We start from the raw sequence: 23,867 nt of genomic DNA on the forward strand, positions 1-23,867 counted from the left end.
GGTTTTTGTTATAAAATTGTTGATTAGTTGAATAATGCGACAATTTTATAACAAAATACCTTTCTTGCAAAATATTAGATCAAAAACTTTGTGAGAAATTTTAGAACCCCTTACAAACATTGATTCCTACAAAAATTATATTTAAAAAATTATGCAGTTTTTTCTTTCTTTTTGTTTTTTGAATGCATTTCATCGTGATTATATGTAGTTTAACGATAAATTTTAACAAATAAATTGAAAGTAAAATTGAAGTGTTGCTTTAAAAGAGATTTTTAAAGCTTAATTTTTTACAAAGAAGTAATCTCATAAAGCGCAATACTCGCAGCCTGTACCACATTCATGCTGCTATTTTTGCCAAACATATTGATATGCACAATTTGATGAGAAAGTTGTAAAAGTTCGTCTGATATTCCGTTGATTTCACTTCCAATCAAAAGTGCGATTTTTTTATCGAAAGGAATCATAACTTCTTTTAAAGGTTTGCTGTTAGAAGTAATTTCTAAAGCAATAATTTCGAAATTATTGTCAGTTAAATAGGAATGAAGTTCGTTAAAATTTTCGATTACAGAATGAGGCACATGAAGATGTGTGCTTCTAGAAGTTTTATTGATTTTACGAGGTGTCAGCGGAATATCTTTTCCGAAAAAGATAATGTTTTCAACTCCGAAAGCTTCAGAAATTCTAAATAAAGAACCAATATTTTGCTGAAAGTAAATATGATCGCACACTAAAGTAATGGGAAATGTTTTTCTTTCAAATTGATTTTCTTCGTGAGTCAGCTGCATTTTTTGTTAGTGAAAAGTGATTAGTGATTAGAGTGATTAGTAATAAGTGAATAGTATTGAGAGTGACGTTTTTTTTAATTGATGAATTACTAGTTACCAATCACTGGAGACTAGTCATTAATTAGTAAATATATAATTGATAATGTTGGCACCCATTTTCAAGGCTTTGTCTCTTACGTTTGCTGGATCATTATGAACTTCGGGATCTTCCCAGCCATCACCCAAATCACATTCGTAAGTATAAAGTAAAACCAGTTTATTGTCTATAAAAATACCAAATGCCTGTGCACGTGTTCCGTCATGTTCGTGAATTTTTGGCAATCCGTTAGGGAAGGGAAAAGGTTTCTGGAAAATAGGATGATTTGCAGGAAGCTCGATTAAATTATTATTCGGAAATATCTTTTTGATTTCTTTTCGTATAAATTGATCCATTCCATAATTATCATCAATATGCAGAAAACCTCCAGCAGTCAGATAATTTCTCAAGTTTGTTACGTCAGCATCACTAAAAACAACATTTCCGTGCCCAGTCATATGTACAAATGGATACGAAAGTAAATCTGGATTGCTTGGCTCTACAGTAGAAGGTTTGCTTTTTATACGGGTATTGATATTAGCATTGCAAAAACTGATCAAATTTGGCAACGAAGTCGGATTTGCGTACCAATCGCCACCACCGCTATATTTAAGCAAAGCAATTTCTTGTGAAAAAGAAGGGATTGAAATTAGTAAAAATAGATAGAATATTTTTTTCATGTAATTTTAATGCTCTTATATGTTTAAAAGGCTTCTTTTGTCATCCTGAGGAACGCGAAGGATCACACTAGAAATTCCTCACCGTTTGTCGCCAATCTTTGTCTAATCGCGTGAGATCCTTCGCGTTCCTCAGGATGACAAACGTTGTGCAATTAATTTATTCATTCATTAAAAAAAACAACACTATGACAAGCCACAACAGCGGCTGTTTCTGTTCTTAAACGTGTATTTCCTAAAGTTACAGGATTGTAATTGTTTTCTAATGCCAATGCAATTTCTTTTTCAGAAAAATCGCCTTCTGGACCAATTAAAATAGTAACGTCTTCATTTGGTTTTAAAACCTCTTTCAGTGACTTCTTATCGGTTTCTTCGCAATGCGCAATTAACTGTAAACCGTTTTGTTTTTGTTTAATGAATTCTTTAAACGAAATAGCTTCGTTCAATTTCGGAAGAAACGTTTCGTTGCATTGTTTCATTGCCGAAAGAATGATTTTCTCAAAACGATCACGATTAATTACTTTTCGTTCAGAACGATCACAGAAAATCGGAGTAATTTCCTGAATTCCAATTTCGGTAGCTTTTTCTAGAAACCATTCAAAACGATCGTTCATTTTGGTCGGAGCAACAGCCAGATGCAAATGGAATTTAGGTTTTTCGGCATTTGTTATAGAAAGGACTTCAACGGTACATTTATTATCTGAAGCCAAAGTGATCTGAGTCTCAAACAATAATCCAAAACCATTGGTGACATGCAGAATATCGGCATCTTTCTTTCTAAGAACTTTTATAATATGACGGCTTTCTTCTTTATCAAAAGAAAAACTTTCGGTTGCCTCGTCTATATTCGGATTAAAAAATAACTGCATGATTAAAATTCGATTCTTGCTTTAGAAACCACAGCAGAAGTTTCAAAACGATTAGATAAGTATTTTTGGTATCCTACAATTCCAATCATTGCAGCATTATCGGTTGTGTATTCAAATTTCGGTATAAAAGTTTTCCATCCGTATTTGCTTTCGGTCTCTTTTAGAGTATTTCTAATTCCTGAATTGGCTGAAACTCCGCCGCCAATAGCAATTTGTGTAATTCCAGTTTCTTTTACAGCCAATTTTATTTTATCCATCAAAATTTCGATAATCGTATGCTGAATAGAAGCACAAATATCATTCAGATTTTCTTCGATAAAATTCGGATTCTGCTGTTTGTTTTTTTGAATGAAATATAAAATAGCCGTTTTCAATCCAGAAAAACTGAAATCCAATCCTGGAACTTTTGGTTTTGTAAAAGGGAATGCTTTCGGATTTCCTTCCTTTGCATATTTATCAATCAAAGGCCCGCCGGGGTAAGGAAGTCCAAGAATTTTAGCGCTTTTATCAAATGCTTCTCCTACGGCATCATCTGTAGTTTCTCCGATAATTTCCATATCAAAAAAACTATTCACTTTTACAATTTGGGTGTGTCCTCCGCTAATGGTTAAAGCTAAAAAAGGAAATTCAGGTTTATCGTAGCCTTCTTCATCAATAAAATGGGCTAAAATATGAGCATGCATGTGATTTACAGCAATTAGCGGCACATTTAAAGCTAATGATAATGATTTACTGAAAGAAGTCCCCACCAATAAAGAGCCCATTAATCCCGGACCTTGCGTAAATGCGATTGCGCTTAACTGTTCTTTTTGTACATTTGCTTTACGAAGTGCAGCATCTATCACAGGGACAATATTCTGCTGATGCGCTCGGGAAGCCAATTCAGGAACAACACCTCCGTATTGATTATGAATTAATTGATTGGCTACAACATTTGACAATACTTTGTCGTTATGTAAAACCGCGGCAGCAGTATCATCGCATGAACTTTCGATGGCTAGAATAAAAACCTCTTGATTTTGCATATAAAGGCACAAATTTTGAATTATATTTGACAAATCAAATGATTATATCTCTTTGATTTAAGCAGTGCCCCAAAATTAAAGAATTTTTATCAAAAACAGCCGTTCTTTGTCTGTTCAAATAAATTAAAAGAAAAACTAAAATTAAAGAAGCTATCAAAAAAGTAAAGAAAATAATATCACGAACCTTAATTGTGTTGATTTTACTTTTGTTAGCACTTGCTATCATACTATCTCTTCCTGTGGTTCAAACACAGATAGCCAATTACGTTACCAACTCATTAAACAAAGATTACAAGGTTAATATTAATGTTGAAAAAACGGCAATCAATATTTTTGGCGGAGTAAAATTGAAAGAAGTAACGATTTTAGATCATCATAAAAAAACGATGATTTATTCGGATATTATTACTACAGATATTGCCAGTTTCAGTAGATTACTAGATGGAGATTTAATTTTTGGAGATTTGCGTCTAACAGGTTTGATTTTTAATCTGAAAACCTACAAAGGCGAAGACGAAAATAATATCAATAAGTTTATTGAGGCTTTTGAAGTAAAGGATACTCCTAAGAAAAAATCAACGAAGCATTTTCTTTTAACAGCCAAAAACGCTTATATCGAAAAAGGAAGATTTTCTGTTGTTGATGAAAATAAGACTACTCCTAAATTTCTGGATTTCACAAAATTAAACGCTTATATCAGCGAGTTTAAATTGTATGGTCCAGATGTGAATACCAACATTCACCGATTTTCATTTATGGATCATCGCGGTTTGTATGTTTCTAATTTTGCTGGAAAATTTAGCTATACCAAAAAACAGATTATGGTTCAAAATCTGGCTATTAAAACCAAAAGATCTTCTATTTATGGTGTGGCAATTTTGAATTACAAACCGTCAGATTTTCTTGATTTTACAGATAAAGTTCGATTTGATGTTTTGATAGATTCTTCTTCTATTGCAACAAACGATATTCGCCATTTTTATGATGGTTTGGGTAAAAATCAGCATTTTAAACTGAAAACCAAATTAGACGGTCCATTAAACAATATGACGCTTACAGGATTGAGGCTAAGCGATACAAATGGATCAAAAATTAATGGAACAATCAATTTCAGAAATCTTTTGGGCAGTAAGGAGCAGAAGTTTTCTATGGATGGAAAATTTAACAAACTGCTTTCCAGTTACGATGATTTGGTGATTTTACTTCCGGGAGTTTTGGGTAAAAGGCTTCCGAAAGAAATGAAGCGAATTGGTAAATTTAATATTGTAGGGAAAGCTAAAGTTTCGACTATAGCATTAGAAACTGCTTTTAAAATAGCCACCGATATAGGAAACGGCCAAGTAGATCTTCATTTAAATAATATGGATTTTATTGATAAGGCTTCTTATTCTGGAAATATTATTTTGGATAATTTTGATGTTGGTGCGGTTTTGAATAGAAAAGATATTGGCAAGACGACTTTGAATCTTGACGTAGATGGCGTTGGTTTTACTGAGAAATATTTGAATACGGTTATCAAGGGAGATATTGCAAAACTAGATTATAATAAGTACACCTATAATAATATAGTAGTTAACGGAAATTTTAAACTACCTTATTATAAAGGACAAATTGCGATAAATGATCCGAATTTAAATTTGAATTTTGATGGTTTGCTGGATTTGAGCAAAAGAGAAAACCGTTACGATTTTCATATTAATGTTGAAAATTCAGATTTGAGAAAACTTAAGTTTATTAATGATTCTATTTCACACTTCAAGGGAGATGTTGTAGTTCAATTGTCTGGAAATTCTATTGAAAATCTGCAAGGGGATATTTTTATAAATGATGCAGAATATCAGAATCCAAAAACAACTTATGTTTTTGATCAAGTAAATTTAAATTCAAGTTTTGATGCAGATCGATTAAGAACCATTACAGTAAGTTCAAATGATGTGGTAGACGGAAAAATTGTCGGTAAATTTAGATTTGATCAATTAGATAAATTGGTTATGAATTCGGTCGGAAGTCTGTATACCAATTATAAACCTTACAAAGTTAGAAAAGGGCAATTCTTGAATTTTAATTTCCGTGTATATGATAAAGTGGTAGAAATGCTTTATCCAGAAATAAAAATTGATTCGTCAACAGTTGTACGAGGAAAAATAGATTCAGATTTGCAGGAATTTAAATTCCGTTTCAGATCCAAGAAAATTACAGCAGACAAAAATACATTTGACAACATACGTATTAATATTGATAATAAAAACCCACTTTATAATGCTTATGTCGAATTAGACAGTATAAAAACACCTTATTACAAAATACGTGATTTTAATTTAATTAATGTTACGGCAAAAGATACGCTTTTTGTTCGTTCGGAGTTTAAAGGAGGAGATAAAGGTGAAGATTACTTTAATCTGGATTTGTTTCATACGATTGATAAGAACAAAAACAACATTGTCGGAATCAAGAAATCTGAAATGAAGTTTAAGGATTACATTTGGTACTTAAACGAAGACGCAGAAAAGGATAATCAGATTGTTATTGATCAGTATTTTAAAAATTTCACTTTTGATAATATTGTTTTATCGCATGAAAATCAGAAAATTGATTTAAACGGAGTTATAAAAGGAAAAGATTATAAAGATCTCGAACTGACTTTTGAAGATGTTGATATTAATAAAATAACCCCAGTCAATTCCAAATTTGTATTTAATGGTAATTTGAATGGAAATGTCAATTATAAGCAGAATAAAAATGTTTATCAGCCCACGGCATCTATAAAAATTGATCATCTTGTGATGAATAATACGGAATTGGGGACGCTTAATTTTGATATTTCTGGTGATGAATCTTTTAGGAAATTCACGGTTAACTCGTCGATTCAGAATGGTTTTACCGAATCGTTTAGAGCAAACGGAACTTTTGCGGTAGAGAACAAGGAGACTATTATGGATATGAGCCTGAAATTGGAAGGCTTTAATTTGGCCACTTTAGGAACTATTGGTGGAGATGTTCTGTCAAATGTACGCGGTTCTGTTTCTGGAAATGCAGCTGTTGTCGGGAGTCTGAAAAAACCTGAAATCAACGGACGTTTGTATGTCGAAAAAGCTGGAATGACAATTCCGTACCTTAATACTGATTATGAATTAAGTGATCGAACGGTTATTGATTTGACCAATGAAAAATTCCTGTTTAGAAACAATCAGTTGACTGATACGAAATACGGTACAAAAGGATTGCTGAACGGAAGTATTGAACATCATAATTTTGGAGACTGGAAATTAGATTTAAACATTACTTCCAAACGATTGGTGGCTTTAGATACAAAAGATAGTGATGATGCCGCTTATTTCGGAACCGCATTTATAAATGGTACCGCTAGTATAAAAGGTCCTGTGGATGGTTTATTTATTAAGGTAGATGCAAAGTCTGAAAAAGGAACAGAAGTTAAGATTCCAATTAATAATACGCAAAGTGTTGGAGAAAGCAGCTGGATTCATTTTGTAACGCCAAAAGAGAAGTATAATCTAGAGAACGGAATTGTTGAAAAAACAAGAGACTATAACGGACTTGAATTGGAATTTGATTTTGATATTACGCCAGATGCCGAAGTAGAAGTTATTCTAGATCGAAATTCGGGCCATGGTATGAAAGGAAAAGGATACGGATCGCTTTTGTTTAAAATCAATACTTTAGGTAAATTTAATATGTGGGGAGATTTCCAGGCATACGAAGGAACGTATAATTTTAAATACGGCGGACTTATCGACAAAAAGTTTACGGTTAAAAAAGGAGGTTCGATTATATGGGAAGGAAACCCAATGCGTGCCCAGCTAAACTTGGAAGCAGTTTATAAAACACAAGCCAATCCGGCGGTACTTTTAGATAATACGTCTTCATTCAATAAAAAAGTTCCTGTAGAAGTCGTTATTGGATTAAGAGGAGATTTGGCGAGTCCAGAACCTAATTTTGATATTCAGTTCCCATCCGTAAGTAATGTTTTAAAATCGGAGATACAATATAAATTAGACGATAAAGATATTCGTCAGACGCAGGCACTTTATTTATTGTCTACAGGTTCGTTTATGAGTACCGACGGATTTAGCCAAGGAGATTTCTCTGGAACATTGACAGAAACGGCATCAAGTTTATTAGGAGGCATTATTAAATCGGATAATGACAAAGTAAATATCGATTTAAATTACATTGCTGCTGATAGAAGAACAGGGCAGGAGGTTGACGGTCAGTTTGTGGCTAATATATCTTCGCAGATTAATGAAAGAATTACGATCAACGGAAAATTGGGAGTTCCAGTTGGAGGTGTAAACGAATCTGCCATTGTTGGAGATATCGAGATCTTGTATCGAGTAAATGAAGATGGTACAATGAACCTTCGTTTATTTAATAAAGAAAACGATATTAATTATATAGGACAAGGAATTGGATATACGCAAGGTGTCGGTATTTCTTATGAAGTAGATTTTGATACTTTTAGTGAGTTAGTAAACAAGCTGTTTAAAGACCATAAAATTGAAAAAGCTGTAAAAAATTCTTCGCATGACGATCTTCAAGATTCGTATCTTCCTGAATATATGAATTTCTCAAGCAAGAAAGATTCAGAAAAAAGCAAGAAGAAGGCCAAAGAAGAGGAAGAGAAAAAGAAAAAAGAAGAAGAAAAGAAGAAAAAAGAACAGGAGCATAAACCAAGCAATGATCAAGGACTAATTCCTGACAACGATTATTAACACTTTGTTAAAAATAGCCTTTTATAAAACCATTATTCTCATAATGGTTTTTTTTGTGCTAAATTTAGGCACTCTTTTAAAATTTTCCATGTGAGCGGAAAATTCTATTTTTATAACACTTCATTAGGGTATTGTTAATTTTGACGATTTAATTAAAAAAATAGCGTTTTATTATTTTTAATGAAATTTTTTCCTAGAAAAAACTTATTAACGAAAACGTTTGAATTTAACAGATTTTATTAATTTATGATAATCGTAACCCGAAAAGTGCTGAATGTTTGCTAATTTTACACTTTAATACTTAAATAATGCCAAAAACAATAAAAAAAGTAGGTGTTCTTACCTCAGGAGGAGATTCACCTGGAATGAATGCTGCAATACGATCAGTTGTTCGAACTTGCGCATATCACAATATAGAATGTATCGGAATTTATAGAGGGTACCAGGGAATGATTGAAGGTGACTTCAAAGAGATGGGACCACGTAGCGTAAATAATATTGTAAACAAAGGTGGAACGATCTTAAAATCGGCTCGTTCAGTTGAGTTTAGAACCCCTGAAGGTAGAAAAAAAGCACACGAGAATCTTGTTAAGGCTGGTGTAGATGCTTTGGTTGTTATTGGCGGTGATGGAAGTTTTACTGGAGGATTAATTTTTAATGCAGAATTTGGTTTCCCTGTAATGGGAATTCCAGGTACAATTGATAATGATATTTATGGTACAAGTTTTACTTTAGGGTATGACACTGCTTTAAATACTGTTGTAGACTGTATCGATAAAATTAGAGATACAGCAAGTTCACATAACCGTTTGTTCTTTGTAGAGGTTATGGGTAGAGATGCTGGACACATTGCTCTAAATGCAGGTATTGGTGCAGGAGCAGAAGAAATCCTTATTCCTGAAGAAGATTTAGGATTAGATCGTCTTTTGGATTCACTTCAAAAAAGTAAAGCATCAGGAAAATCATCAAGTATAGTGGTTATTGCTGAGGGAGATAAAATTGGTAAGAATGTATTCGAATTAAAAGATTACGTAGAAGCAAATCTTCCTGAGTATGATGTACGAGTTTCTGTTTTAGGACACATGCAGCGTGGTGGTTCTCCATCTTGTTTTGACCGTGTTTTAGCAAGCCGTTTAGGAGTAAAGGCAGTAGAGTCTTTAATTGAAGGAAAATCAAATTATATGGTTGGACTTCGTGAAGATAAAGTAATCTTAACTCCGCTTGAGCAAGCGATCAAAGGAAAATCGGAAATTGACAAAGAATTGTTAAGAGTGTCAGACATTATGTCGACATAACTAATATAAAAAGTTTAAAAAGAAGAGAAGTTTATTGTGAGGAAATTAGACTTTGAAATAGTGTAATAAAAACAAAAGCAAAAAATTTAGTAAAATGTCAAAAGTAAAATTAGGAATAAACGGATTTGGACGTATCGGAAGAATCGTTTTTAGAGAGTCTTTCAATAGAGATAATGTAGAAGTTGTTGCAATCAACGACTTGTTAGACGTAGATCACTTAGCTTATTTATTAAAATATGATTCAGTTCACGGTCGTTTCAACGGAACTGTAGAAGTTAAAGAAGGAAAACTATATGTAAACGGAAGAAACATCCGTATCACTGCAGAAAGAAATCCAGCTGATTTAAAATGGAACGAAGTTGATGTAGATGTAGTAGCTGAATGTACTGGTATCTTCACAACTATCGAGACTGCAAGTGAGCACTTAAAAGGTGGTGCTAAGAAAGTTATCATTTCTGCTCCTTCTGCTGATGCTCCAATGTTTGTAATGGGAGTTAACCACGAAACTGCAAAAGCTTCTGATTTAGTTGTTTCTAACGCTTCTTGTACTACAAACTGTTTAGCTCCTTTAGCTAAAGTTATCCACGATAATTTCGAAATCGTTGAAGGTTTAATGACAACTGTTCACGCAACTACTTCAACTCAAATGACTGCTGACGGACCTTCTAGAAAAGACTGGAGAGGTGGACGTGCTGCTGCAATCAACATCATTCCTTCTTCAACAGGTGCTGCTAAAGCGGTTGGAAAAGTTATTCCATCTTTGAATGGAAAATTAACTGGAATGTCTTTCCGTGTTCCTACTGCTGACGTTTCTGTTGTAGATTTAACTGTAAAAGTGGCTAAAGAAACTACTTACGAAGAAATCTTAGCTGTATTGAAAAAAGCTTCAGAAAACGAAATGAAAGGTATCTTAGGATATACTGAAGATGCAGTTGTATCTCAAGATTTTATCTCAGATAAAAGAACTTCTATCGTTGATGCTGGTGCAGGAATTGGATTAAACTCTACTTTCTTCAAATTAGTATCTTGGTATGACAATGAGTACGGATACTCAAGCAAATTAATTGATTTATCTGTACATATTGCAGGTTTAAAATAATAATATATATTTTTGCAAAATCCCGTTACTTTACAATAACGGGATTTTCTTATTTTGTTACTTCTATAATTAATGTAAAAAATACATTTTTAAATTAAAAATAGAAAAACCTAATTCCAAAAACTAAACAAATGAAATTAATAGTTGACAGTGGATCTACTAAAGCCGATTGGATTGCGATAGATGATAATGGAAAAGTATTATTCACAACACAAACTTTAGGATTAAATCCTGAAATTCTAGACGAGCCAGAAATCATAGAAAGATTAAATGACCGTTTTGATATCTTACAAAACAAAAAAAATGCTACGCATTTATTCTTTTATGGTGCCGGTTGTGGTACAGATAGAATGAAAGAGTGGTTGAAAAGAATTTTTCAAGAATATTTTTCTAACGCTATTGTAGACGTTCAAGAAGATACTTACGCTGCTGTTTATGCAACAACTCCAAAAGGAGAAGAAGCGATTGTTTCTATCTTAGGAACAGGTTCTAACTGCAGTTATTTTGATGGAAAAGTATTGCATCAAAAAGTTCAATCATTAGGTTATATCGTAATGGATGATTGTAGCGGTAACGTTTTTGGAAAAGAATTAATTAGAAAATACTATTTTAATAAAATGCCTAAAGAATTGGCTGTTGAGCTTGAAAAAGAGTACGACGTTGATCCAGATTTTATTAAAAACAAATTATATAAAGAACCAAATCCGAATGCTTATTTGGCAACTTATGCTAAATTTTTGATTAAGCATAAAGACACAGAGTTCTGCAGAAAAATCATCTTCAAAGGAATGAAATCTTTCGTTAAGAATTACATCAAACAATTTGATAACTGCAAAGAAGTTCCAGTACATTTTGTAGGTTCTATTGCATTTTATTTGAAAGATGAATTACAAGAGACATTCAATAAATATGAACTTCAATTAGGGAATGTTTTAAGAAGACCTATTGATGGATTAATTGCTTACCATGTCGCTAATCAATAGTTCTGGTTTTATGGAAATTGCCATTATTGCTCATGATGGAAAAAAAGCGGATTTAATTGATTTCTTAATCAAAAATGAAGCTGTTTTGCACAATGAAAAAATAAGACTTATTGGTACTGGTACTACAGGAGGAAAAGCAGAAGCAGCTGGATTTAAAACTCAGAGAATGCTTTCTGGTCCGCTTGGAGGCGATGCGCAAATTGCAGGAAGAGTAGCGGAAGGAATTACTAAGATGGTTTTCTTTTTTAAAGACCCTTTGTCAAGTCATCCGCATGAAGCAGATATTAATATGCTAATTCGTGTTTGCGATGTGCATAATGTGCCGCTGGCAACCAATGAAGCAACGGCACAATTATTATTAGATGCTATTGCACAGCAATTATAGAAATTTCTACATTAACATTTTTTGGCAAACAAGCCACTTGAACCGTTTCACGAGCTGGAGCGGTTTTTTCGTTAAAATAAGAACCGTAAACGGTATTTATTGCTCCAAAGTTATTCATGTCCATGATGAAAATAGTTGACTTTACAACGTTCTCAAAAGTCATACCTGCAGCCTCAAGAATCGCAGCAATGTTTTTCATAACTTGAGTAGTTTCGTCATTGATGTTGTCTGTAATCAATTCTCCTGACTCAGGATTGATTGCAATCTGTCCAGAAGCATAAAGTGTGTTTCCAGATAATACGGCTTGATTATAAGGTCCGATTGGAGCCGGGGCTTTCTCGGTAAAAATGATTTTTTTCATAATGAAATTATTTTGATTCGAAAGTAGTTTATCTGTTTGAAACGCTACGTTTGTTCCATTTGATATCGCTAAGCATACCAGATTTAATTCCGATGAAGAAGTTCCAGTTAGAATTGGTTCCCAATGGTTGCCAGTTGAAAGCCATTCTCCAGCTTAACAAGTCTCTTTCAAAACGGAATTGTGTAAAGGTGACTCCTTTTTGTACAAAATCGTAACCAGTTGAAACCCCTGCTTTCCATTTAGGAGTAAGGTCGGTATTGATGGAAATCATGATGGAGTTTCCAGAAATAGTATTTTCTCGTTTTACATTCGAATATGTTAACGAATACGCAAGTGTCATGTCCCACGGGACTTTAGAATTAAAGAATTCTGTAATGACATCATCTCGCTCAGGTTCATTGGCAAACTGGCTGTTGCGACTGTCATTTAAATCGGTGTTTGTACCAAACAAATCGTCATTTCGACCCCCATTTCGCTGACTCTGAGTATTTTTTTCTTTTTCTTTTCCGGTTCCTTTGTTCGTGAATGAATAGTTAACAGTTACGTTTGCACTGGTCATTCTAAACAAACTTCCGCCATTGTCAATATTGAATTTATCAATTTTGTTACCTCCGTTATCAATCGCATATGGATCTAATGTGGCACCAAAGTTCATGTTCATTTTATTGTCAAAAAACTGCGTTCCACCGCTAACCAATACAGGTTGCCATCCAAACGTACTTTTTCCGTCAGCGTTGAAATTATAGCTTGTGCTGAAGTTCAAGTTGTTCAGCAGCATAATCTTTTTAGGTTCTGTTTTGGTACTGTCACTGTCTCTTACTTTAGCTTCAAAAGTATTGCTCAAAGCAAAACCAACAATGTTAGAATTCTCTTTTCCTGGCGCTCCGTATAATCCGTTTTCGAATCTGGTGTACTCAGAAGTAATTCTTCCAGAAGCGTCTACAGCATAGGTGTCATAATATTTCTCAAAACTTGGTGTGTACGCATAAGTTATACTTGGACGCATGACGTGTCGAATAGATTGGATTTTTTTATCAGCTCCAAAATTGAAAGTTCCGTAAATAGTAGTACCTAAATTGGTGCTGAAATTATAAGTTCTAAAAGCATCAAAACCATTTACAGTTTTACTAATGGTTTGTCCAGCAGCTGGATCATACTCTTTCTGGATAGTTTTATTAACCCATGTTTCTTGGTAAGTTGTAGAAGCTCCAGCACTGAAATATTTAAAAATCTTAAAGTTGGTGCTCAACGGAATAGTCTGTTGTAAACCTAATTGCGCATCGTCAAACATCTGAGGTTTGAAAAATAGCGAATCTTTTGTTTTAAAATAGTTTTTACCGCTTACATTATATTGTAAGTTGATATTTTTTATTAATCCTTTTTTAACGCCATTTTTTCCAACAAACGGATATACACGGTCAATGCTTCCCTGTAAGGATGGAAGTGTCATAATAATGTCTTCTGTTTGCGTATTCTGGCTGTGAGTTGCAGATAACGAAATACGAGACCCAGGAATAGTATTAAAAGTTTTATTGTATGAAATAGAAGAACTTAAGGTGTTGTTTAAGTTTGATCCAATATTCGCTTGGTTGATAGACTGTTTAAAGTATTTACTACTACCCATGTTGACAGAGGCGGAGAAAGTAGAATTCGGATTTGATTTTGTGTCCTTAGAATGTGACCACTGAATGTTATAAATGTTCTGTTTTGAGTAATCAGGATAACCACGTTCACTGTTAATTAAGTTCTCAAAACGGATGTTGACGTTTCCTCTATACTTATATCGCTTAGCATATGCTGATTCAAATCGCATGGCGTAACTTCCGTTGGTATAATAATCTCCAAGTACGGTTAAGTCGTAATTATCGCTGAGGGCAAAATAATAACCTCCATTTTGCAATGAAAAACCTCTTGTGTTAGAGTCATTATAACTTGGAATTATAATACCCGAAACGCTTTTTTCTTTACTTAAAGGAAAAAATCCATAAGGTAATGCAAGTGGTGTAGGGACATCAGCAATTACTAATTGTGTTAATCCAGCAACGATTTTTTTGCCCGGTACAAATTTAATCCTGCTGGTTTGGAAGTAGTATTCAGGATTGTCAATATCTTGAGCAGTTGTTATACGAGCTCCTTTTAAAAAGTATACCGAGTCGTTTTCTTTTTTAGTAACCGAAGCCTTAATGTTTAGCTCACCTTGTTTTGTTCTCGAATTATAAATTAAAGCCTTTTTGGTTTTAAAATTAAAACGGATAGAATCAGGCTGCACTTCGCTTGATCCTTGTTTGAAATTAGGATATTGGGTCAGTACGCCAGCAGAATCTTTAATTCTTCCTGCATAAACTTCATCTTTTTCATAATTAAGTACAATTATACCCGATTTTAATTCTACATCTTTATAGTATAATTCAGCTTCATTATATAAAGTAATCAGCTTTTTTTTCTGGTCAATTTTAGCATAATCTTTAGCTTTATATCTAACTTTTCCGTCCAAAAAAGTCTTTTTTGCTTTAACAGTATCTAGTTTTATGGTGTCTGTAATCGCAGTATTTTCTTTATCTGTTTGTTTTACAGCAGGTAAAGGCTTTTTTTTGTTTTTTATTTCTTGCGAATATAAATTACCACAACCTATAGTTAGGAAAAATGATATTAAAACGATATTAAATAAGTTTGTATGCAAAGGTTTAAATGCTATTTTTGTAAAATTATGGCTTGTTTTTTGACACGTCAAACTTACATATAATTTTTTGGCAAAAATAATCAATTCTAAAAATTATAACAGCTGCGTTTTATTAAAATTAACTTTTAGATTTATGAATGGAATTAACAAATTTAAAGTAATATTTGCTTTATTTCTAACGATATCGTCTTTTTGTGCTCACAGTCAGTCAAATGTATTTAAAGTGACACTTGATGCTGGACATGGAGATCATGACTTTGGAGCTGTTTACAGCGGACGAATTGAAAAAAATATTGCTTTAGCTATTGTTTTGAAAGTAGGAAAGATTTTAGAGCTAAATCCAAATGTTAATGTAATTTATACCCGTAAAACTGATGTTTTTGTTGATTTGGTCGAAAGAGCCAATATTGCAAACAGAGCAAATTCAAATATTTTCGTCTCAATTCACTGCAACGCCAATAAAAATACTGCAGCCGATGGAACCGAAACTTATGTAATGGGTTTAAGTAAAGTAGCATCGAACCTTGAAGCGGCGAAAAAAGAGAACTCGGTAATTACATTAGAGAAAGACTATAAACGTAAATATGAAGGGTACGATCCAAATTCTCCAGAATCGATGATTGGTATGACTCTAATGCAAGAAGAATATTTAGATAACAGTATTACTCTAGCAACTAAAATCGAAGAAAACTTTGAAAAGTTAGGAAAAAAACTTCGTCATGGAGGTGTAAAACAAGCGCCTTTTATGGTACTTCATAAAGCATATATGCCTAGGGTTTTGGTTGAAACTGGATTTGTTTCTAATCCAACAGAAGGAAATATTCTGAATTCAGAAGAAGGGCAGGATGATATTGCAAGAGCAATTGCAGAAGCTATTTTAAGTTATAAAAGAGAATACTTTGGTTCAGGAACTGAGTCAGAGGACAGTCGGCCCATAAGAGATACTTCAACTAAGGCAAAACCAAAAACAAATACTCCAGTTGCTGTTGCTAAAAATGCGCCAAAAGGAACATTTTTTAAAGTGCAGCTTATTGCAAGCATCAAGAAAACCCCTTTGGAGCCAAAAAACTTTAAGGGACTTAAAAATGTAACGATGGTATACGAAAATAATATTTATAAATATTTCTACGAAGAAACTACAAGTTACGAAACAGCACAAAAATATCTGCAAGAAGCTAAAAGTAAAGGATATGGCGCTGCATTTTTGGTGGCAACTAAAGATGGCGAAAAAATCAGTATTCAGGACGCAATTAAATAATAAGCGCAAGTTCGAATATTTATATTAATTTTGTACAAACACTTAGAATTTTGAAACTAACAAGAGAAATTAAAACGGCTATTTTAGTCATCGCATCTATTCTACTATTTATCTGGGGATATAGTTTTTTAAAGGGAAGAGACCTTTTTACTAATTATACAATATTATATGCCGAATATGATAATGTTGAAGATTTATCACCATCAGCGCCAGTAACCCTTAACGGACTTGCGATTGGTAAAGTAAATAAAATTACAATTGATGAAGTTACAGGTAAATTGTTAGTTGAGCTTCAGCTTAAAACAGATTTCCCAATTTCTAAAACAAGTACAGCTTCTATTTATTCTCCGAGTTTGATTGGAGGGAAACAAATTAAAATTGTTCCAAATTTTGCTGATAAGGAATTAGCGGAAGACGGACAAAAATTGGCTTCGAACGTTGAATTAGGATTGACAGAATCATTAGGGGGAAAAATTGAACCAATTCAGCAAAAGCTTGATAAAATGCTTTTGAATATTGATAATTTGGTTACAGGATTAAATAATACTTTAGATAAAAATACTCAAGAAAATCTAAAGAAAACAATTGCAGAGCTAAGTCAGACAATGCAACAATTTCATAAAGCTTCTGGAAGTCTTAATGATATCTTGGATACTAATAAAGGACAGATTAATGGAATGGTTACAAATTTCAATAAAATGTCTGGCAACTTTAATAAAATTTCAGATTCATTAAATAAAGCAGATTTAGGAAAAACGGTTCGCAACTTGAACCAAACTTTGGCTAAAGTTGATGTTTTAATGAGTAATCTGAATTCTGGAAAAGGTACAGCAGGAAAAATACTTAACGATGAGGCTTTGTATAATAACTTGACTAAAACTTCAAAAGAACTTGAATTGTTATTGCAAGACCTTCGTCTTTACCCAACACGTTACGTAAACGTTTCTCTTTTCGGAAAGAAAAATAAGCCATACGTAGCACCAACAGAAGAAACAAACTCAACCGATAAAAAATAATTATAAATGAGTTATTTAGATAATATTTTATTCGCAGTACTTCTTATAGTAGGTTTCGGTTTTTTTACAGCGAGCGTAAAAAAAATCATCCGAAATATTAATCTAGGAGTCGATGTAGATCGAAAAGATAATCCTAAAGCTCGTTGGAAAAACATGGCATTGATTGCTCTAGGGCAGTCAAAAATGGTGAGACGCCCTGTTGCAGGAATTCTTCATATTTTTGTATATGTTGGTTTCATAATAATTAATATCGAATTATTAGAAATTATTATCGATGGACTTTTTGGAACACATAGAGTTTTTGCACCTTATTTAGGTGTAGTTTATGATGTTCTAATTGCTTCATTTGAAATATTGGCGATACTTGTAATTATTGCTGTAGTTACTTTCTGGATCAGAAGAAATGTAATCCGTTTGAAACGTTTTGTAAGCAAAGATCTAACTGGTTTTCCAAAGAGCGATGCTAATTACATTTTGTATTTCGAAACAGTTTTAATGATTCTGTTTTTATTGATGAATGCGTCTGATTTGCATTTGCAGAATGTTCCAGGTGGATATTCTCATTTTCATAAAGCAGGAAGTTATCCGATAAGCCAGTTTATAGCGCCGATTTTTAATGGTACTTCAAACGAAGTTGTTGGATTGTTATTTGAAGTTTTCTGGTGGCTGCATATTGTTGGTATTTTAGTTTTTATGAACTATTTGTACTTTTCAAAACATTTGCATATTCTTTTGGCTTTCCCGAATACCTATTTTGCAAACTTAAAACCAGAAGGACAGTTTGATAATCTAGCTTCAGTTACAAAAGAAGTGAAATTAATGATGGATCCAAATGCAGATCCGTTTGCGGCAGCTCCAGCAGATGAAAATGCACATCCAGCTAAATTTGGCGCAAGTGATGTTCAGGATTTAAACTGGGTTCAGTTATTAAATGCATATACTTGTACAGAATGCGGACGTTGTACTTCTTCTTGTCCAGCAAATCAAACAGGAAAAAAATTGTCTCCACGTAAAATTATGATGGATACAAGAGACCGTTTGACTGAAGTGGGTAAAAATATTGACGCCAATAAAGGTGTTTTTGTTCCAGATAACAAATCACTTTTAAACGATTATATTACGCCAGAAGAATTATGGGCTTGTACGTCTTGTAATGCTTGTGTGGAAGAATGTCCAGTAAATATTAGTCCATTGTCTATCATTATGGATATGCGCCGTTATTTGGTTATGGAACAAAGTGCTGCTCCAATGTCATTAAACGCCATGATGACTAATATTGAAAATAACGGAGCTCCTTGGCAATACAGCCAGCAAGACCGTTTAAATTGGAAAAACGAGAATTAAGATTTATTGTTTAATCGGTTAGTTGTTTAACCGTTTTAATCGATTTTAAAATAATATTTCGGTTTTTATAGAATTGTCATTTTGCTTTTAGCTATTCAACAATTCAAAGATTAACCGATTAAACAAAAGTGAGAGAAATGTCAGAAAATTTAGTAGTACCAACAATGGCAGAAATGCTTGCCGAAGGAAAACAGCCAGAGGTTTTGTTTTGGGTAGGTTGCGCAGGAAGTTTTGATGATAGAGCAAAAAAGATTACTAAAGCGTTTGTACGAATTTTAAATCGTACTAATGTTTCTTTTGCAGTTTTAGGTACAGAAGAGAGTTGTACTGGTGATCCTGCAAAGAGAGCTGGAAATGAATTTTTGTTTCAAATGCAAGCCATGATGAATATCGAGGTTTTGAATGCTTATGAAGCTAAAAAAATTGTTACGGCTTGCCCACACTGTTTTAATACTTTGAAAAATGAATATCCTGAATTAGGAGGTAATTACGAAGTTATTCATCATACAGAGTTTTTGAAATCATTGATTGATGAAGGAAGATTAACTGTTGAAGGTGGGCAGTTTAAAGGTAAAAAAATTACTTTCCATGATCCTTGTTATCTGGGGAGAGCAAATAAAGTTTACGAAGCGCCAAGAGATTTAATTCAGAAATTAGACGTTGAATTAGTCGAAATGAAACGTTCTAAAGCAAATGGCTTATGCTGTGGAGCAGGAGGAGCACAGATGTTTAAAGATGCTGAACCTGGAAACAAAGAAGTTAACGTTCTTCGTACAGAAGATGCTTTGGAAACTCAACCTGATATTATTGCAGCAGGTTGTCCGTTCTGTAATACAATGTTAACAGACGGAATTAAAAATAAAGAAAAAGAAGGCCAGGTTAAAGTTTTGGATATCGCTGAATTAATAGCGAATGCACAAGATTTGTAATCTGAGTTTCTAAGTTACTAAGATGCTAAGGTTCTAAGTTTTTAACTTGAAACAAAACAAACAAAACAAACAAAAATTAAAATGTATATACCTTTTGAAAATTTACCAGGTGAATCTAGAGTCTGGATTTACCAATCGAACAGAAAATTTTCTGAGGAAGAGTTTTCTGAAATCGAAACAGATTTAAAAGCTTTTGTAGAGCAATGGGCTGCACATGGCACAAGTCTTGAAGCTTCATTTTTATTGAAATATAATCGATTTATAATACTAGCGGTAAATCAAGAAGTGCAGGCTGCAACGGGGTGTTCTATTGATAGTTCTGTTGAATTTATCCAAAGTTTAGAGAAGAAGTACAATGTTGATTTGTTAGATAAAATGAACGTTACTTTCAAACTTGGAGAACATATTGCACACAAACCATTAATTGATTTCAAGAAAATGGTGAAAGATAAGTCGGTTTCTGAGAATACAATTGTTTTCAATAACTTGGTAAACAATATAGAAGAATTCAACGAATCTTGGGAAGTTCCTGCTGCTGACAGTTGGCACAGCAGATTTTTTTAAGAGTTTTTAAAAAATATTTAAAAGGTATGAAATTATAGATTTTGTGCCTTTTTTGTTTTAAATAATGATTTAAATTAAACCCGACAGGTTTTTAAAACCTGTCGGGTTTTGTTGTATAAAGAACTTTGTCAAAGTTTTAAACTTTGACAAAGTTGAATAATTTAGTGAGCAATAAAATCTGCCGTTGTTTTAAGTTCTGCATAATAAAATGCCATTGCGCCCAATAATGCATTCTGTACTTCTTTAGCGGCAACTTTATTGCCTTGTACGTCTAAATCTTTTGTAGCGCAGGCATCTGAAATTACAGTACAATCAAATCCGTAATCTTTTGCGGTTTTTACGGTAGCATCGATACAAACGTGAGTCATCATACCTGTAACTATGAGATCTGTTATTTTCTTTTCGTGTAAATAAGCTAAAAGATTGGTTTCTCTAAAGCTATTAGGATAATGTTTTGTTATAATCTTTTCATTAGAAATTGGGGCTACTTTTGCATTGATTTTTGCACCATCTGTTTCAGGAAGAAAAAAGGTAGAATTAGGAGATGTCGCAATATGCTGAATGTGAATTACTTCTATTTTTGATTTTCTGCAGTATTCCAGAATAGTTTTGACGTTATCTGCTGCTGCCTCAGATCCCGAAAGCTCCATTCGTCCGCCTGGAAAATAATCATTTTGAACGTCTACGATAATTAGTGCTTGTTTCATTTTTTCTTGATTTTTTTGTTGACAATAAATATTTGCAAAAGACAATAATGTGATTAAAAAAGAAAATGTAATTCTAATCATGATATAAAATGTTTTTAATTGTAATTATTGACAGCAAAAATAGAATCAAGCCTGTTTTTGAAAAATGACCTAGGTCAACTGAGATGTTAAAATATGTTTTTTCCTTTAATCATCCTGCTAAAAAATGAAGGAGTGACGCCAATATATGAGGCAATTTGCTGTTGTGTTAGAGAATGAATTGCAGAAGGATAACTTGCGGCAAATTTTTCAAGACGTTCTAAAGCGGTCAAACTCATATAGTCTATAATTCTTTGTTGGCTTACAGCAAAAGCTTTTTCGGTTAGAATACGAAAATATTTTTCAAATTTAGGGAGTTTTGCCAGTAGCAATTCTTGCTTTTCGCGGCTTAAAAGTAATGTTGTTGTCGGTTCAATAGCTTCCATAAATAGGTTTCCAGGTGTGCCCGAAACAAAGCTATTTATATCTGTAATCCACCAATCACTGGGTGCGATTGTAAGGATATGTTCTTCTCCTTTTTTATCAATAAGATAGCTTTTTATACATCCAGATACAATAAAAGTAAAACTATGAGATATTTCGCCTTCTCGTAGTATTATTTGTTTTCTGGTATATTTTTTTTGTTGTAAAAGGAAAATAAAATACGACATTTCATCATCAGTTACCTCAATTCGTTTTCGAATGTTTTCTTGCAATAAATTATAATTGTCCATATAATGAAAATAAAAAGAAAATTTTGGAGTGAAATTTAATTATCGAAATTATGATATTTTAATGAATACAAGATTCACAAAAATCTAACAATTTAAACGGTTAATTAAACGCTATTTTTGAGTATTTTCGTAGAATTAAATTTAATCCATGAAAATAGCAATAGTCTGTTATCCTACTTTTGGAGGTAGTGGTGTAGTAGCCACAGAGTTAGGTCTCGAGTTAGCCAGAAGAGGACACGAAATACATTTTATTACATATAGCCAGCCCGTTAGATTGGCACTTTTAAATCCGAATGTTCATTATCATGAAGTAAATGTTCCGGAATATCCTTTGTTTCACTATCAGCCGTACGAATTAGCGCTATCTAGCAAATTGGTCGATATGGTGAAATTGTACAAAATAGAGCTTCTGCATGTGCATTACGCTATCCCGCATGCTTATGCAGGATATATGGCAAAACAGATGCTTAAAAATGAAGGAATTAATCTTCCGATGATTACAACACTTCACGGAACTGATATTACACTGGTTGGAAATCATCCGTTTTATAAACCTGCGGTGACTTTTAGCATTAATAAATCAGATTATGTGACTTCGGTTTCTCAGAGTTTGAAAGATGATACTTTGAAATTGTTCAAAATCAAAAATAAAATTAAGGTGATCCCGAATTTTATTGAATTAGACAAAGTCAAAAAAGATCCAAACGCGCCTTGTCACCGTTATGTAATGGCAAATGAGAATGAACGTATTATTACCCATATTAGTAACTTTAGAAAAGTAAAACGCATTCCAGATATCATTAAGATTTTCTATAATGTTCAGAAAGAAATTCCAGCTAAACTAATGATGGTTGGAGATGGACCTGAAAAGGAAAAAGCAGAAATGTTATGTCAGGAATTAGGAATTTTAGATAAAGTGATTTTCTTTGGAAATAGTCACGAAATTGATAAAATCTTATGTATGACCGATTTGTTTTTACTGCCTTCAGAAACTGAGAGTTTTGGTTTGGCAGCATTGGAAGCAATGGCGTGTGGGGTTCCAGTAATTTCAAGTAATTCAGGAGGTTTGCCTGAAGTTAATTACGACGGTTTTTCGGGTTACTTAAGCAATGTTGGCGATGTTGAAGAAATGGCGCAAAATGCGTTGAAGATTTTAAAGGATGATGCCGTTTTGAGTCAGTTTAAAGCAAATGCCTTAGAGGTAGCAAGAAAATTTGATATTAAAAACATATTGCCTAAGTATGAAGCTTTGTATCAAAAAGCGGTTGATGATTACAAATTGGAGAAGCACTAATTTAAAAGGATAAAAATGAAAAAAGTAATGTCTGTTTTAGCGGTTTTTGTTTTGATTTCTTGCGGAGTGAAGAAGACTGGAAGTTCAAACGCATCACTGTACGAAGTTTTGACAACACAATCTGACGGTGGTGGGAATATTAAATTTTTTGAAATTCTGACCGAACCAAATGAAATCAAAATGCTTGAAAACGATCCTAATTTGGCTCATAAGATGAAAGATCCAGATGTTCAAGATTATAATTATGTGATTCTGAATATGGGTGAGAAAAATACTAGTGGTTATACCATCGATGTTGAAAAGGTTGAAGAAACAGATAAAAACATCATTATAACTGTAAAAGAAAACAGTCCTGCAAAAGACGCGATGACTATGCAGGTGATTTCATATCCTTATACGGTTGTAAAAATCCATTCTAAAAAAGCGATTATCATTAATTAAGCGCTTATGTGTTGAAGCAATAAAAAAGCCTGTCTCTTTTAAACGACAGGCTTCTTTTTACAATTATTTTTTAATTTTATTTTAGAATCTAAATTTGACACCAAAACCAACGTCAAATCCGAAATTATCATCGTCATAATATCCTGAACCAATTTCTGGTCTTGCGTCCAATGATAAAGTAAGTGGTACTTCTTTAAATCTATATTCTATACCGATATCTCCAGCAGCAAAAACATAAGTTCCGCTATCGTTGTATTTGTAATTGTTGTTGTAGTAATCGTGATCCCAAGCTGCTAATCCTCCTCCGACACCAGCATACCAGTTAAAACCTCCGTCGATGTTCCAAACCCATTGGTAAAGGGCAACTCCTTTTATTGCGTCTACATCACTGCTATTTCTCCACCCCAAATCGAACTCAAGTCTGTTTTTTTGATTTAAGCCTAATTGGTATGATATTTCTCCCCCAAATCCGTTGTTGTCTCCTAAACGTAATCCTAAAGCGTGTTTCGAAATTTCTTGTGATTGAGCCGTAAATGCTAAACCAAGAAGCATAAGGGCAGATAAAAGTATCTTTTTCATAAAAATGGTAAATTAATT

Annotated in this window: 21 protein-coding genes; 12 read left to right on the forward strand and 9 right to left on the reverse strand. The window is 33.2% G+C overall.

The features are described 5' to 3' along the window. Positions 1-287: 287 nt before the first annotated feature. From DM397_RS19785 to tsaD, 4 genes are all read right to left on the reverse strand, one after another. Positions 288-785, reverse strand: coding sequence for a TrmH family RNA methyltransferase (locus DM397_RS19785; protein WP_111379171.1), 498 nt, complete (start codon positions 783-785; stop codon positions 288-290). A 117-nt stretch (positions 786-902) separates the two neighbouring features. Then, a complete protein-coding gene (locus DM397_RS19790; protein ID WP_111379172.1) occupies positions 903-1,541 on the reverse strand; it encodes a DUF4159 domain-containing protein in 639 nt (212 codons plus the stop codon). A gap of 161 nt (positions 1,542-1,702) precedes the next feature. After that, a complete protein-coding gene (locus DM397_RS19795; RefSeq protein ID WP_111379173.1) occupies positions 1,703-2,407 on the reverse strand; it encodes a 16S rRNA (uracil(1498)-N(3))-methyltransferase in 705 nt (234 codons plus the stop codon). Positions 2,408-2,409: 2 nt separating this feature from the next. After that, the gene (gene tsaD, locus DM397_RS19800) at positions 2,410-3,432 is read right to left on the reverse strand and encodes a tRNA (adenosine(37)-N6)-threonylcarbamoyltransferase complex transferase subunit TsaD (protein ID WP_111379174.1); all 1,023 of its coding nucleotides are present in this window, start codon (positions 3,430-3,432) and stop codon (positions 2,410-2,412) included. A 194-nt stretch (positions 3,433-3,626) separates the two neighbouring features. On the opposite strand from tsaD, the gene DM397_RS19810 reads away from it, so the two are divergent. From DM397_RS19810 to DM397_RS19830, 5 genes are all read left to right on the forward strand, one after another. After that, a complete protein-coding gene (locus DM397_RS19810) occupies positions 3,627-8,162 on the forward strand; it encodes a translocation/assembly module TamB domain-containing protein (RefSeq protein ID WP_111379176.1) in 4,536 nt (1,511 codons plus the stop codon). Between the two features lie 308 nt (positions 8,163-8,470). Beyond that, positions 8,471-9,457, forward strand: a complete 987-nt coding sequence (gene pfkA / locus DM397_RS19815; protein WP_111366010.1) for a 6-phosphofructokinase — start codon at positions 8,471-8,473, stop codon at positions 9,455-9,457. 94 nt (positions 9,458-9,551) lie between these two features. Then, positions 9,552-10,556 (forward strand): type I glyceraldehyde-3-phosphate dehydrogenase, encoded by a 1,005-nt coding sequence (gene gap / locus DM397_RS19820; RefSeq protein ID WP_012026555.1) that lies wholly within the window; start codon positions 9,552-9,554, stop codon positions 10,554-10,556. A 131-nt stretch (positions 10,557-10,687) separates the two neighbouring features. Beyond that, positions 10,688-11,539, forward strand: coding sequence for an N-acetylglucosamine kinase (locus tag DM397_RS19825; protein ID WP_095930500.1), 852 nt, complete (start codon positions 10,688-10,690; stop codon positions 11,537-11,539). A gap of 10 nt (positions 11,540-11,549) precedes the next feature. Next, entirely contained in the window at positions 11,550-11,924 is a 375-nt protein-coding gene (locus DM397_RS19830) for a methylglyoxal synthase (protein ID WP_111379227.1), read from the forward strand. Here DM397_RS19830 and DM397_RS19835 read toward each other — a convergent pair. Continuing rightward, the gene (locus DM397_RS19835; protein WP_111379177.1) at positions 11,905-12,285 is read right to left on the reverse strand and encodes a RidA family protein; all 381 of its coding nucleotides are present in this window, start codon (positions 12,283-12,285) and stop codon (positions 11,905-11,907) included. The genes DM397_RS19830 and DM397_RS19835 overlap by 20 nt on opposite strands. A gap of 28 nt (positions 12,286-12,313) precedes the next feature. Then, a complete protein-coding gene (locus tag DM397_RS19840; protein WP_167511669.1) occupies positions 12,314-15,016 on the reverse strand; it encodes a putative LPS assembly protein LptD in 2,703 nt (900 codons plus the stop codon). An 82-nt stretch (positions 15,017-15,098) separates the two neighbouring features. Between DM397_RS19840 and DM397_RS19845 the strand changes: the two genes are divergently transcribed. The 5 genes from DM397_RS19845 to DM397_RS19865 all read left to right on the forward strand — a co-directional run bounded on the left by DM397_RS19845 (position 15,099) and on the right by DM397_RS19865 (position 20,076). Next, positions 15,099-16,223: an N-acetylmuramoyl-L-alanine amidase family protein gene (locus DM397_RS19845; RefSeq protein ID WP_111379228.1), complete on the forward strand. Its 1,125-nt coding sequence runs from the start codon at positions 15,099-15,101 to the stop codon at positions 16,221-16,223. Positions 16,224-16,273: 50 nt separating this feature from the next. Further along, positions 16,274-17,239, forward strand: a complete 966-nt coding sequence (locus tag DM397_RS19850) for an MlaD family protein (RefSeq protein WP_111379179.1) — start codon at positions 16,274-16,276, stop codon at positions 17,237-17,239. A 6-nt stretch (positions 17,240-17,245) separates the two neighbouring features. Then, positions 17,246-18,583: a (Fe-S)-binding protein gene (locus tag DM397_RS19855; RefSeq protein ID WP_111379180.1), complete on the forward strand. Its 1,338-nt coding sequence runs from the start codon at positions 17,246-17,248 to the stop codon at positions 18,581-18,583. Between the two features lie 137 nt (positions 18,584-18,720). Next, entirely contained in the window at positions 18,721-19,512 is a 792-nt protein-coding gene (locus DM397_RS19860; protein WP_111379181.1) for a (Fe-S)-binding protein, read from the forward strand. A gap of 81 nt (positions 19,513-19,593) precedes the next feature. Continuing rightward, complete coding sequence (locus DM397_RS19865; RefSeq protein ID WP_026730146.1) at positions 19,594-20,076, forward strand: hypothetical protein; 483 nt, start codon at positions 19,594-19,596, stop codon at positions 20,074-20,076. Between the two features lie 161 nt (positions 20,077-20,237). On the opposite strand, the gene DM397_RS19870 is transcribed toward DM397_RS19865, so the two are convergent. After that, entirely contained in the window at positions 20,238-20,783 is a 546-nt protein-coding gene (locus tag DM397_RS19870; RefSeq protein ID WP_111379229.1) for a cysteine hydrolase family protein, read from the reverse strand. Between the two features lie 167 nt (positions 20,784-20,950). Beyond that, positions 20,951-21,535 carry a Crp/Fnr family transcriptional regulator gene (locus tag DM397_RS19875; RefSeq protein WP_111379182.1) on the reverse strand — a complete coding sequence of 195 codons (585 nt, stop codon included), beginning with the start codon at positions 21,533-21,535 and terminating at the stop codon, positions 20,951-20,953. A gap of 148 nt (positions 21,536-21,683) precedes the next feature. Between DM397_RS19875 and bshA the strand changes: the two genes are divergently transcribed. Together bshA and DM397_RS19885 are read left to right on the forward strand one after the other, a co-directional pair. Then, on the forward strand, positions 21,684-22,829 hold the full coding sequence (bshA, locus tag DM397_RS19880) for an N-acetyl-alpha-D-glucosaminyl L-malate synthase BshA (RefSeq protein ID WP_111379183.1): 1,146 nt from the start codon (positions 21,684-21,686) through the stop codon (positions 22,827-22,829). A 15-nt stretch (positions 22,830-22,844) separates the two neighbouring features. Then, positions 22,845-23,270, forward strand: coding sequence for a protease complex subunit PrcB family protein (locus DM397_RS19885; RefSeq protein WP_111379184.1), 426 nt, complete (start codon positions 22,845-22,847; stop codon positions 23,268-23,270). 81 nt (positions 23,271-23,351) lie between these two features. On the opposite strand, the gene DM397_RS19890 is transcribed toward DM397_RS19885, so the two are convergent. After that, the gene (locus tag DM397_RS19890) at positions 23,352-23,849 is read right to left on the reverse strand and encodes a hypothetical protein (RefSeq protein ID WP_111379185.1); all 498 of its coding nucleotides are present in this window, start codon (positions 23,847-23,849) and stop codon (positions 23,352-23,354) included. Positions 23,850-23,867: the final 18 nt, after the last annotated feature.

Origin of the sequence: Flavobacterium nitrogenifigens, from assembly GCF_003254565.1 — a bacterium.
Classification (GTDB): Bacteria; Bacteroidota; Bacteroidia; order Flavobacteriales; family Flavobacteriaceae; genus Flavobacterium; species Flavobacterium nitrogenifigens.